The 14103-nt window shown below is 44.3% G+C and carries 7 protein-coding genes; 5 read left to right on the top strand and 2 right to left on the bottom strand.

All coding sequences use genetic code 11. The annotated features are described in order from the left end of the window. The coding region (locus AC1DSE_RS18115) for a response regulator (RefSeq protein WP_477527986.1) at nucleotides 1-1330 on the bottom strand (1330 nt) is incomplete at its 3' end. A 24-nt stretch (nucleotides 1331-1354) separates the two neighbouring features. Further along, on the bottom strand, nucleotides 1355-3088 hold the full coding sequence (locus AC1DSE_RS18110) for a sensor histidine kinase (RefSeq protein WP_441875682.1): 1734 nt from the start codon (nucleotides 3086-3088) through the stop codon (nucleotides 1355-1357). A gap of 268 nt (nucleotides 3089-3356) precedes the next feature. Between AC1DSE_RS18110 and AC1DSE_RS18105 the strand changes: the two genes are divergently transcribed. The 5 genes from AC1DSE_RS18105 to AC1DSE_RS18085 all read left to right on the top strand — a co-directional run. Then, nucleotides 3357-4211 carry an ABC transporter permease gene (locus tag AC1DSE_RS18105; RefSeq protein ID WP_477511052.1) on the top strand — a complete coding sequence of 285 codons (855 nt, stop codon included), beginning with the start codon at nucleotides 3357-3359 and terminating at the stop codon, nucleotides 4209-4211. 23 nt (nucleotides 4212-4234) lie between these two features. Further along, the gene (locus tag AC1DSE_RS18100; protein WP_441962930.1) at nucleotides 4235-5113 is read left to right on the top strand and encodes a carbohydrate ABC transporter permease; all 879 of its coding nucleotides are present in this window, start codon (nucleotides 4235-4237) and stop codon (nucleotides 5111-5113) included. Between the two features lie 127 nt (nucleotides 5114-5240). Next, a complete protein-coding gene (locus AC1DSE_RS18095; RefSeq protein WP_477510998.1) occupies nucleotides 5241-6974 on the top strand; it encodes an extracellular solute-binding protein in 1734 nt (577 codons plus the stop codon). 164 nt (nucleotides 6975-7138) lie between these two features. Then, nucleotides 7139-12295, top strand: a complete 5157-nt coding sequence (locus tag AC1DSE_RS18090; RefSeq protein ID WP_477527985.1) for a family 16 glycosylhydrolase — start codon at nucleotides 7139-7141, stop codon at nucleotides 12293-12295. Further along, a partial coding sequence (locus AC1DSE_RS18085; RefSeq protein WP_477527987.1) for a carbohydrate binding domain-containing protein occupies nucleotides 12246-14103 on the top strand: 1858 nt, incomplete at its 3' end. The genes AC1DSE_RS18090 and AC1DSE_RS18085, both read left to right, overlap by 50 nt.

The following is a 14103-nucleotide window of genomic DNA, read 5'->3' as shown; positions in this document are numbered from 1 at the left end:
CTTGAACCTTCTGAATCGTACTGGAACGAGAATGCTGTACTTTGCTAGTCATATGGCTTCTATAGTTATCAAGTATGCCAGACGTCCAAGTGCGAAGCTGCTTAATCGTATGAAAGTGGGGACCGCTAAGCAGTTGATTGAACTCAGATCCCATAATGTCGGACATCCACAGCTTGTTTTTATGAATGGAGAAACTTAACGAGCTTGCAATCATGAAATAGGTTTCCAAAATATGCTCATGCGACTCGCCCCATTTAAGCTCCAGCTCCTCAAACGCAAGATTTAGTTTCTCCTCGATCGCGTCCCATTGTCCTGCCTCAAGCAAATGAATAAGCAGCGGCGGATTGTATAAATGAGAGAGGGAATTCGCTTCTCCTTGCTGTGATTCCTCTGTCAGTGTGAGGAGAAATCCGCGTTCACTGCCAATGCGCTGTCTAAAGTTGATAAGAGAGAAATCATAGGTTTCACGAAGCTCAAGCGGAAATACATCCTGCTTCGTAATGACTAACGATACGGTCCCCTTTAAATACAATTTCACATAATGCTGAAGCTGTGCTGCTTTTTGCTCAATGAGATGCAGCATGGAAGCTTGCTCTTGGCGTTGATTTTCTTTGCCCATAATGAGAAATACAAAGTAGCCATGCTCGTCCTTCGTATGCCATAACCTATATTCCTCTGTAAATATTTCCTCCGCGATGTTGCACACGGCGTATTCAAGCAGCGAGCTGTCACGTTCGCTTTGCTCATAGAAGTAGTCCTCCATCCGCATTAGCATCATACAATATGGCTCTTTTGGATGAAAAGCGAGGTTCAGAATGTCGAGCTTTTCTTTTAATTTTTCGTCGCTGTAGGCCTGTCCCTTCAGAAGTGAGAGCAGAAGATGATTTCGTAAAATAGGGACATTTTCTTTCAAAGAGGTTAGCGCGCTTTGATGCGAGCTGACCTCCTTCCAATGCTCTTCCAGCTGGGAAGCTGCTTTCCGAACGGCTTGCAGCAGCTCTTCGTCTTCAGCAGGCTTGAGCAAATAGTCGCTTGCTTGGAACTGAAGTGCTTTTTGGGCATACTCAAAATCATTATAGCCGGACAATAAAATACATTTCACATTGCTCCATGATGCTTTGATTTGCTCGATTAAATCAAGGCCGGAGAGGCCGGGCATATGAATATCTGTAATGACGATATCAATAGGCGTAGCCTGCATAATTTCAAGTGCTTCCCGCCCAGAGTGTGCCTGATAGACGGAATCAATGCCAACTGAGCTCCATGGTAAATTACTGGCTAAATCCTCTACGAGATCAGGCTGGTCATCGACAATTAAAAGTTGATACATGGTGAACAGCTCCTATTCATTCATCTAGTTGGCATAGTTTTCATGCGGCCAAGACAGGTACACAGCAACGCCGCCTTCTTCGCGAATTCGGAAGCTGATTGATGCCTCAGAACCAAATTGGAACAGCATCCGCTGCCTAATATTCCACAGCGCGCAGCCGCTCGTATCATCAGGCGGATTGATAATTTTTTTCTCCAGCTTTCGAAGGGCTTCGTCCGTCATCCCCATCCCGTTATCTTCTACAATAATCGTGTGATAGCGATCATTGCTTTCACCGGAAATGGTGATGAGCCCATCACCGTCAAATCGTTCAATCCCGTGCAGCACCGCGTTTTCAACGACAGGCTGCAGGAGCAGACGCGGAATCTGAGCACCAAGCATCGAATCAGGCACCTCGATGCGATAGGACAGGTGCTGGATATGAAATTGTTGAATTTCCAAATAGCTCTCAACAAGCTGCAGCTCTTCCCTCAGCGTTGCGGTCAGCTTCTCGACCCTTGTCGTATAGCGATAATAGGTAGACAAGTGCATGGCAAGCCGCATGACAGATTCCTTTTTATCCAGCCTAGCGAGGCTGCGTATGAGCGCGAAACAATTGTATAAAAAATGCGGATTAATCTGGGATTGCAGCTGCTTTACATTGGCTTCACGCCTGCGAAGCTCCTCCACATAAACCTTCTGAATAAGCTGTTCCGTATTCGCAGCCATATCGTTAAATCTTTGAAATAAATAAGTAAATTCATTTTTGGGGTTTACCGTTATTCTTGCGGAATAGTTGCCTTCCTGCAGCCGTTTCACACTCCGAATAAGCAAACCGATTGGGCGCTGTACATTTCGATAAAGCAAATAACCTGCGAGCAAGCTCATAATGAGCAGCAAACCGACGGAGCCGTAAAATAAATTTTGGCTTTTGACGATAGGTTTCAAAACATTTGCAAGCGGTACGTAGTCAATCAAATACCAATCCAACGTTTTTACATGCGCAGAGGTGACGAGAAAATCATCCCCATTTATCGTCATAATTTGATTGGACGCTTCTGGGACGGTCATTTTTTTGAGCAGCGCTTGAATGCTCTTGGTCATTTCTTTATCGGCCGTTTTATTTTTTATCATGCGCCCATCGGAATGGACAAGAAACGGATCGCCTTTGCCTGCCAGCTTGAACGTATCCAAATCTTTAATGAGATGCTCCTCTGGAAAAGAAATCTCAACGATGATACCGGCTTTCTCTATATCTGTGATTTTGCTTTTTGGCTTGACGATATGGCGTACGAAACGATTTTGCTTTATGTTTTGAATCGTCATTTCCTCGTACTTCCAGGTCGGGGTCAATATTTTTTTGATCGATTCGAGATCATACGAGAGATACGTATTTGTTGAGACGAGCTGCTTGCTTGCCGGCGCTGTAATGCTGTATTGCGTATCCCAGCGCTGTGCGACATTGAGCAGGCGAAGCCTCTCGAGAATGCGCAGCTTCTCATCGTTTCGCTGGTATGTGCTTTCAATTAAATGTAAATTTTGCAGCTGCTGGATATGGATATCTTCGCTGAGCAGAAAGCCAAGCGTCGAAAGCGTTGTTACGCTTTTATCAACCTCGCTCGCTAGAAATGTAATGTCCTTCTGCTTCAACGATTTCATTTCTTCCGTGATAACTCCGATGCTTGTCCGTATAGAAAGCGTATACAAAATAATGATCGGGATAAGCAAAAGGACGATCAATGTAATCATTTTGGCAAATGTGTTTTCTCTTAAACGCATGCTGGAGTCCTCTCTTTTTATGAAAATAATGATACATAAGTAAACAAAATGGCATGCTTCCAAAGATCGTGGTCTATAGAACAGGAGAGACTGCTGGTAAAATTAATCATACAGGAGAGATGAAAAAACTCAAATCAAATTTTGTTTGGAAAGGGGCAGAACAGTGGAAAGTGCGCTAAACAAACCGCTGCAGCAAGAACCAGAACAAAGACAACAAAAGGATAAAAGAGCGAGAGAACTATTTAGCCGTACTTGGCCCTTGCATCTCATGCTGCTTCCGGCGGCTATTGTTACCTTTATATTTGCTTATGTACCAATGAGCGGGTTAATTATGGCCTTTCAGGATTTTAAACCTTATAACGGCATGTTTCATTCGAAGCTTGTTGGACTGGAGCACTTCCGCTTTATGTTTGAGTATCCAGACAGCAAACAGGTCATTTGGAACACGTTAATCATTTCGGGCTTAAAGATCGTTTTTGGCTTAATCGTGCCGTTCACGTTCGCGATTCTGCTTAATGAGGTTCGAAAAATGCTGTTCAAGCGAGTGGTACAAACTTTGGTGTACTTGCCGCATTTTATATCATGGGTAATTTTAGGTGCGATCCTTACTGACATGCTGGGCAGTAAAGGAATCGTGAATCAGATGCTCAACAGTCTCGGCATAGATTCCGTATTTTGGCTTGGGAACGGGGATTGGTTCCGTTTTACCGTTATCGTAAGCGATATTTGGCAAAACTTCGGTTTTAACACCATCGTGTTTCTTGCGGCATTGGCGGGTGTAAATCCTTCATTGTACGAAGCGGCTGAGGTGGATGGCGCCACGCGCTGGAAGCAGACGCTGCACATCACGGTTCCGTCGATGATTCCAATCGCAGTTGTCGTAGGCACGTTGTCCCTCGGCAATATTTTGAACGGGGGCTTCGATCAAATTTTCAATCTATACAATTCGCTTGTATACGATAAGGGAGACATTATCGATACGTTCGTCTATCGGACAGCGATATTGAATGGTCAATACAGCTTTGGAACAGCTGTTGGTTTGTTTAAATCACTAATCGGTTTGATCATGATCGTCTTCTCTTACCGAATGGCATACAAATACGCAGGTTATCGAATTTTCTAGGAAAGAGAGGGGCGAGAAAAAGCATGTATCACAAAACAACAGGTTATAAAGCTTTTTCAGTATTTAACTATATTTTGCTCGCGATCATTTGTATTTCTTGTATTATTCCGCTCGTTCATATTCTAGCTGTAAGCTTAAGCGCCAGCTCGCCAGCCAACGCGAATCTGGTCAAGCTATGGCCGATCGGCTTCAACTTTGAAGCCTATTCCAAAACGCTGAATAACGATAATTTTCACAATGCTCTTTTTGTAGGTTTTAAGCGTACGGCGCTCGGCACGCTCGTCGGCATGACTTTGATGATTCTAGCGGGTTATGCATTATCCAAAGATGGACGGACATTTAAGAGCCGTTCGGTCTATACGTGGTATTTTCTCTTTACGATGTTGTTCAGTGGTGGTATTGTTCCTTCGTACATGCTTATTCGCAACTTGGATTTAATGAACTCGATTTGGGCGCTTATTCTGCCAGGGGCGATCAACGTATTTAATATGGTGCTTCTAATGAACTTTTTCCGGGCAGTACCGAAGGAGCTGGAGGAAGCTTCGCTCATGGATGGAGCAGGACAGTTCCGAACGCTTTGGAGTATATTTTTACCCATTTCAATGCCGGCTTTAGCTACGATTTCATTGTTTACCATGGTTACACATTGGAATTCATGGTTTGATGGATTGTTATATATTACAGATTATAGAAAATATCCATTAGCAACCTTTTTGCAAACGATCATTGTACAGCAGGATTTTAATAAAATAAATCCCGATGTCAACGAGCTTAAGCATATCTCGCAGCGTACCGTTAAATCCGCGCAAATCTTCATTGGTACGTTGCCGATACTGCTTGTATACCCCTTTTTACAGCGATATTTCGTGAAAGGCATCATCATGGGGGCTGTCAAAGAATAGTGCAAGAAAAAGGCATCAATAACAAAATTATGGTCTTTCGGAGCTGTAAAGCGAGCTGTATATTGGTAACAAGCGATATTACAAATATCGTTAATAATAACAAAAATTAACTTACGGGGGTAAAGGCATGAAGAAGTCGCTTTCGGTCTTATTGGTACTATCATTTATGCTCGCAATCGCAGCTTGTTCTGGAAACAACACGAACAAGGGGACTAACAGTCCGTCAGCAACAAACAAAGCGAGCAACGAACCAGCCAAGGTTGAAGAAGGAAGCACTGAAGGCTTTGCGGATGGCAAGTATACGACACCAATTACGTTAACGACAGTTTGGGGTCTTAACCAAAATGGTTCAATCTTCAAAGAAGGCGAGTCCATTGAGGATAATGTTCATACTCGTCTTATCAAAGAAAGACTTGGCATTGACATTAAATACAACTGGGTTGTAACGAATACGAATGATGCATACAAAACAAAGCTTCGCCTTATGCTGTCATCAGGTGAGGAAATGCCGGATGTTGTCACTTACCGCGGAGATATGGAAACGGTTAATATGTTGATCGACTCCGGTCAATTTATGCCGGTAGGCGATTTGGTCGACAAATACGCGAACGATACTTACAAAGCAGGCCTTGATCTTGATCCAACCATCTGGCTGCCAATTAGCCGGGGCGCTGACAAAATGGCCTTGCCTATTCTAGATTATGCCTACAACGCTGATCATGTCATGTGGATTCGTGAGGATTGGCTGACAAAGCTTAACCTTAAGGCTCCAACAACGCTTGCAGAAATGGAAACGGTTATGGAAGCATTCGTTAAGAATGATCCAGATGGAGACAGCAAAGCAGATACAATTGGCCTTGCAACGGGCTTCAAAAATGGCTTCGCTAACTGGATGACTGATATCGGCTTCGTGTTTGGTGCTTATGGCACAATGCCTGGTCAATGGAATCAAGCAGCGGATGGATCTTTGGCACATGGTTCGATCAATCCAGCAGCTAAAGATGCATTAACAAAATTAAAAGAATGGTTAGACAAAGGCTACATTTCACAAGATTCAGCATTGCTTGATGAATCAACGGGCTCGGAATTGTTTACTAAAGGCGAAGCGGGAATTATTTTTGGACCAAACTGGCTTCCAGCATGGCCTTTCCCAGATCTTCTGAACAACGTTCCTGGCGCAAAATATAAAGCGTATCCAATTCCTGCTGGTCCAGACGGCAAAATTGGTTCCGCAGGCGGCAACCCGCCAGCAAACGGTTATGTATTCGTAAACAAAAAAGCTAAAAATCCTGAAGCTATTTTACACTACTATAACTGGTTCTTCGATAATATGGCTAACCCGCAGCCGGGCAGCGAATTCGAGAAGGGCTTCGCAGAAGGTTATGATTATGCAACACTTCCAGACGGCTCTATTACTGCGGATATTGCAAAATACCCAGACCTATTCCCTGGTTTGAAGGATCAAACAGCACCACCGCTCTACTACACGCTCACTTTTGAAGGCGCTCGTATTCCTACTCTTTATGCAGAAACGCATGTTAAGCTTGCTGGCGGCGCAGAGCCGGTAACGCCATACGAGAAACAAGAGTTTAATACACGTCTAAAAGAGAATACAGATGCGATGAAAGTGGTTATGGACCAAAATTCGATCCGCATGAAAAACTACTACATGGGTCCTTTGACGGAAACGATGCAAAGTAAAAACGAGCTTCTGAACAAGCTGCTTAATGAAACGTTCAGCAAAATCGTATATGGGCAACAACCGGTAGATTCGTTCGACACGATGGTTGAAAACTGGAAAAAATCAGGCGGCGAACAAATTACAAAAGAAGTTAACGATTGGTACAACAGCGTAAAATAAGGAGTTATTTTCAGCTGAGGCATCATGTAAAAGTTTAATAGATAGAGAAAACAGTCTGTCACGTTGCAGTTTATCATTTAGCTGTAAGGGGCAGGCTGTTTCCTTGACAAGACAAGTAAGCGTTATCATTTTATTTCATAATCCGGAAAGGATGTAGGAGAAGCATGAATAAACGGTTTATCTCCATAATATTGGTGTTCATGATGCTCACAAGCAGCTTGCCAGCTGTCAGTGCGGCGACAGCCACAGATGAGAAGGGAACGGCGCATTGGGGCGAGAAAGTGCTGGAAAAATGGATTTCTAAGGGGATGCTTAGCGGATATCCGGATGGGAGCTTGCAGCCTGATCGTCAAGTGACGAGAGCTGAATTTACAAAGCTGGTTCATACGATCTTTCAGTTTGAAGCTAAAGGCTCGAATACCTTTACAGATGTAGCCGCTGACGCTTGGTACAGCAAGCAGGTTGCTGCTGCGTTGGAAGCTGGAGTGATTACCGGTTACCCGGATGGCAGCTTTAAGCCTGACGCGCCACTTACGAGGCAGGAGGCTGCGAAAATAACAGCTGAACTGTTTAAGCAGGCTGCGGTAGATGGGAATCAGCTATCTAGCTTTACGGATTATAATCAAGTACAAGCTTATGCAAAAGCACCGTTAGAGCAACTGCTGGCAGGAGGATACATAACGGGTTATCCGGATCAAACCATTCGGCCGAAAAAACCGATTACTCGTGCAGAGGCCATCACATTGCTTGACCGAATTGCTGGTGAAATCATTAATKCAGCTGGCACCTATGAAAATTTGAAAATAGCCGGAAATGCTGTCGTAAATACAGCGGGAGTAAAGATCAACAAAACTGCTATCGATAAGGATTTGTTCTTAACGCAGGGAATTGGCGAAGGCGATGTCTATTTAACGGATGTGGATGTGAAAGGAACGGTCTACATCAATGGGGGCGGAATCAACAGCATTCATTTTATAAATTCGAAGCTGAATAAGCTTATTGTGAATAAACCTGCTGGAAAAGTACGCGTCGAACTCACAGGCTCTTCGCAGGTGCAGCAGCTTATTGTGGAAACGGGATCTGATATACAAATTGATGCTGGAGCAAGCAGTCAATTACTTACGATTTCGGATACAGCTGAAGGAACGACAATTCAGGTAAATGGTACTGTAAATCAAATGGTTAATACAGGTTCAAGCACGACATTAAATGGAAATAGCTTAGGCAAAAGCAGTGATGTCACTGTTCAGAAYGGAATTGTAAAAACAGGACAACCGTCTGGCTCAGGTCAAAGCGGTGGTGGCGGTCAAACGACTCCGCAACCAACTCCAACAGCAGCACCGACAAACTCACCGACACCTTCACCTACGACAGAACCGACGGCGACACCAACAACAGCACCTGTGGATGAATGGGAGCTTGTATGGAATGATGAATTTGATGGAAGTGGCGACAACGTTGATACAAATGGCGTTAACCTCGACAAATGGGCTTATCAGTTAGGCACGGGCTCTCAATATGGCCTTGATGGCTGGGGGAACAATGAAGAACAGTATTATCGCTCCGAAAATATTAAGGTGGCGGACGGGAAATTAACGATCACCGCTGACGATGATGGTTTTGGCGGAAAGAAATATACATCAGGCAGACTATATACAGAGCCTACCTTTAATAAAACGTATGGAAAATTTGAAGCTCGCATGAAGCTGCCGGTAGGTAACGGCATTTGGCCTGCCTTCTGGATGATGCCGAAGGATAGCGAGTATGGGGTTTGGGCTTCATCTGGAGAACTCGATATTATGGAAGCGCGCGGCCGCTTACCGGAAAAAGTCGGCGGAGCCATTCATTACGGTAAAAACTGGCCGGCAAACAAGTCAAAAAGTGCAGATTACATTTTTGGAGAAGAAACGGATATTACCGACTATCACACTTACGGTGTAGAGTGGGAGCCTGGTGAAATTCGTTGGTATGTTGACGGACAATTATTCCAGAAGCTTAATAATTGGGATAGCTGGGGAGCAGATCAACCTGCAAAATATGCGTTTCCCGCTCCGTTTGATAAGCCGTTTTACATGATTTTGAACTTGGCCGTTGGCGGTAATTTTGACGGTGGGATAACACCCGACTCATCACTGCTGCCAGTGAAAATGGAAGTCGACTATGTTCGTGTCTATGAGCTAACTGGCAGACCGTATAAGACGCCTGTAGAGCCTAGCGTCGACTCAGAGCCATATCCAGATCAATATAAAGAACCGATTGCAGGTAATTTTATTCATGATAATAGCTACAGCAAGCCGTTCACAACCATTGCTGAGGCGAATCAAGCTTTAGATACGAATTATTGGAATTTTGTACATGTAAGCACATTCCAAGGTAACGGCTCGATTTCTGTTGAAGCTTTAAATGGTGTAAATTATGCCAAGGCGGATATTACGAGCAGCGGGAATGCCATACATGCGGTTCAACTCATTCAGAATGTAACGCTTGGTAAAGGCAGATGGTATAAGCTTACTTTTGACGCTAAATCGAATGCAAATCGAAATGCGACCGTCAAATTTGGCGGCGGGGAAACACGCGGCTGGACGACTTACTCCGATATTATGGATGTAAAGCTGACAAACAATATCCAATCCTATGAAATGATATTCCAAATGGGTGCCGAGACGGATACGCTGGCTAGACTCGAATTCAACCTTGGACTAAGCACGAATCCGGTCTGGATCGGCAATGTGAAGGTTGAAGAAACCGCCTCCCCAGATCCGTTTCATGATAACGACCCTAAAGAGCCGTTGAACGGCAATCATGTGTATAACGGCAGCTTCGACCTAGGTCGAATCGATCGTCTGACTTATTGGAATTTCAATAAGGCTGGAGGCAACGCTGCAGCATCGGTGAATGCTGAAACTAGAGAACTTAAAATATCGAATCTTGATGGCGAAACAGAGCCTAAGTCGATCTCGCTTACGCAGTCGGGTATCAATCTACTGAAAGAAAACGATTATAAGGTAACATTTAAGGCTAGAGCAGCTACTGCACGCACCATTCAGATTGGTGTGTACAAATCAGATGGTACGGCCTATGCCGCTCCAGAGACGATCTCGCTTGCATCCGAGATGAAGGAGTATACATTTCAGTTTGCGATGGAGCAGTCCAACGATAGTAATGGACAGTTGGTATTTTTATTAGGCGGCCATCAGGCTGACATTTATTTAGACGATATTAAGATGATTCGATTGACTAACAACAACACGGGCGAATTGGCGCTGGCAGATCAATTTCCGGTGAAAAATGGCGACTTCTCGAGTGGCAAGGTGAGTTGGAGCGAGCATGTGCAGGGACGTTATGACGGATGGGGCTCAAGCGCGGACTTTAACGCTCAGAACGAAGAGATGAAGATTGCGATTGCGAGCGAAGGTGTTAATCCTTGGGACGTCATGCTGATGCAAAATAATATTAATCTATTTAAAGGCAAAACGTATATGGTAACGTTAGATGCAAGTTCATCCAAAAACCRTGAAATGGAAATTGTTATTGAAGTAGGCAGCACGCGTTATTTGTCCAAAAAGGTGCAATTGACGCAGACGAAACAAACGTTCAGCTACGAGCTGCTTGTTCAGAGCGACATTACGCCGACGTTTAAGCTGCTGCTAGGTAAACTGGACGGTGCAACTGTGATAGGCGAGCATGATGTATTTGTTGACAACATACATGTGGAGCAGCAGGATGCACGAAGTAAAGCCTTCTTGGTCAAAAATGGATATTTTGATGCAGGAATGCAGGATTGGAGCACACATATTCAGGGCATTTATGATGGCCCCTCGAGAGCAGCCATTACAGATGACAATGGTGCGGTGAAAGTCGCGATAGCGAACGCTGGCTTGAATGCGTGGGATATTGTTTTGCAGCAGGGCTCATTGGCGCTAGTTAAAGGCAAAACGTATGTCGTTACCTTTTTGGCCAGAGCAACTTCGCCGCGAACCATTGAAGCGGTTGTTGAGAACAGCGCATATAATCGTTTCTTAAATGAAAAGCTGCAGCTTGATACGGTTACTAAAAAGTACAGCTACGAGTTCACTATGGCAAAGGATGACAACGCAACCTATAAACTGCTTTTTGGAGTGCAGCCTGATGCTCCTTCTGCGGCACATGACGTATTTATCGACAATGTGCATCTTGAACTGAAAGGAGCTAAGGAAGCAGCAGGCGAGAAGGCTCGCAGCTCAAATGATATTATGCTGCTGCTTCCTCCAGTAATTTCAAAAGATGTATCCGATAATGAATTGGGTCAAAATATCGACATTACCTTTAATGATAATGAGGCTTGGAGAAATGCGATAACTGATGTATTTGTCGATGAATCTAAGCTTCCTAAAGAAGCGTATCAGCTTGCCTCAGGAAAGCTAACAATCGATAAGAACCAATTCAGTGCAGTTAAATCATACACCATCATGATTAGGTCAACTGGTTATGAGCTTACTCAAGTGATCCAAAGTATTCAAGAGAAAAACATATGGAGTCTCGTATGGAATGATGAGTTTGACAGCGTAGGAGATAATCTGGATACAAACGGTGTCGATCTTGACAAGTGGGCGTATCAGCTTGGCAACGGCAGTGAGTATGGCGTAGGCGACTGGGGCAATAACGAGCTGCAGTTTTATAAGAAAGAAAATATAAAGATCGAGAATGGCCAAATGATTATCAAAGCCAAAAAAGAGAATTTTGGCGGTAAACAATATACGTCAGGCCGGCTTTGGACCAGTCCAACCTTCAGCAAAGCTTATGGCAAATTCGAAGCGCGGATTAAGCTCCCTGCGGGTCAAGGCTTATGGCCGGCGTTTTGGATGATGCCGAAGGACAGTGAATACGGCGGATGGGCTTCCTCAGGTGAAATTGACATTATGGAAGCTAGAGGACGAGTGCCAGGTGAAGTTGATGGTACCATTCATTTTGGCAAAAATGCTCCTAATAACAAAATTACCGGTGCGCAGTATGAATTTCCCCAAGGTGAGGACATCACGGGTTACCATACTTATTCTTTAGAGTGGGAACCAGGTGAGCTGCGCTGGTATGTGGATGGGAATTTGTTTCAAACGCTTAATGATTGGAATAGCTGGGGAGCAGATCAACCCGAAAAATATGCTTTTCCAGCACCATTTGATAAGGAGTTTTACATTATTCTCAATCTAGCTGTAGGAGGCAATTATGACGGCGGGTTGAAGCCTGATCCTTCCTTGTTGTCAGCTCAGATGGAGATTGACTATGTGCGTGCTTATGAGCTTACTGGCAGACCTTACTGGCAGACCTTACAAGGTGCCTGTTGAACCGATGCTTGTAAAGGATTCGTTCCCGCAAAATGGGAAAGCGGCTGTAGATGGCAATTTCATTTATGATCCTGCTTATACTCATGGCGTTAAGAACATCACAGTAGAAAATCCGGTAATAGATATGAATTACTGGAATTTCCTTCATGGGGCTGAATTTGGCGGAGCGGGTGAGGTTTCGGTTGATCCGATTGACGGGTCACCATTTGCCAAAGTAGACATTTCGAATGGCGGGAATGTGCCATATTCCTTGCAGCTTGTCCAGTATGTAACGCTTGTTAAAGGCCAGGCCTACAAAATTAGCTTTGATGCAAAGGCATCAGCGCCGCGCAGCATGAGCTTGAAGTTTGGCGGCGATGCGAACAGCGGCTGGGGAATTTATTCCGACAACTTTGAAGCATCCTTGAAGGATCAGGTCGGGAATTATGAGTATCGCTTCCTCATGTCAGACAAAACAAATGCTGCTGCGAGGTTGGAATTCAATTTAGGTCAAAACGTAAATGATGTGTGGATCGGAAATGTTCATTTAGAGGAAATCGATGAGTTAATTGAACCAAGTGCTGCAAAAGCTCCACTGAATAACGGCAATCACATTTACAATGGAGGTTTTGATCTAGGGACGATGGATCGTCTGCTCTATTGGAACACAAAAATAACGGATTCGGCTGCTGCTGACATCAGTGTAGATCCATTATTGCGCAGGTTAAACGTTAATATTTCTGATGGTGGTACTAATGCTTCGTCTATAAAACTAACCCAACAGGGCATTAATCTGCTGCAAAAGGATTCGTATGAGCTGACTTTTGATGCAGAAGCTTCGGCCGCTCGGACCATTACCGTACAGCTTAAGAGAAAAGACGGATCAACGATTTATTCAGGTCCACACGCGATTCAGCTAGATACATCGAATAGTTCGCATAAGCTCTCATTTAYGATGCCTCCTAACGTAACAGACGAGGAAGCGCAGCTTGAGTTTTTGTTAGGCGGCAGCAACGCTGGGGTTCAGCTGGATAACATTAAGCTTATTCGCACAACAAATTTGAATGTTGATTTTACAGGCGTCGATTTGTTTCCGCTTAAGAATGGAGATTTCTCCAATGGGCTAAGCGGCTGGGAGCCGTTTACGCAAGGAGGTACAGCAGCATTCACGGAATCGAATGGAGCTGCAAAAATAGCGGTAACAAACGTAGGAGGGGAAGCCTGGAACGTGATGTTTAACCARTCGAACCTTAAGCTTTCCAAGGGGATGACGTATTTGCTCTCTTTTGATGCGAGTTCGACGGTAGCACGGGACATTGAAGCGGCTCTCGAAAATGCTGGTTATACACGGCGTTTTTATACGGGACCTTTGATGCTGACGCCTTCGATGCAGCATTTTGAATTTACATTTAAGATGATGACCGATGATAATGTCGCTCTTAAATTTTTACTTGGCAAAACTCCAAAAAGTGCAGCTGCACCGCATGACATTTTCTTTGATAATGTTGTGCTGGAGGTGAAGGATGCGCCAATGCTGCGCCCGCCAACCTTAATACCAGATAAAACGGATAACCTAGTAGGGAGCGCGGTAGAAATCCGTTTTGTAGATAACGAAGCCTGGAGAACGGCGATTAGTGCAATTGAAGTGAATGGAGCTGTATTTGCTGGTGCAAATTATACCCTTCAGCCTGGCAGCATCATGATTGATCCATCTGTTTTTGCAAGCGATCAATTATATACGATTAATGTCAAATCGACGGGCTTTGCGGATACAAGTGTTAATCAATTAATGCTTGCAGCAGATGGAAACCTTGTACTAAACGGTGGAA

The sequence above is a fragment of the Paenibacillus sp. 01L418 genome, assembly GCF_056400045.1.
This window is presented reverse-complemented; position numbering and strand designations above follow the sequence as displayed.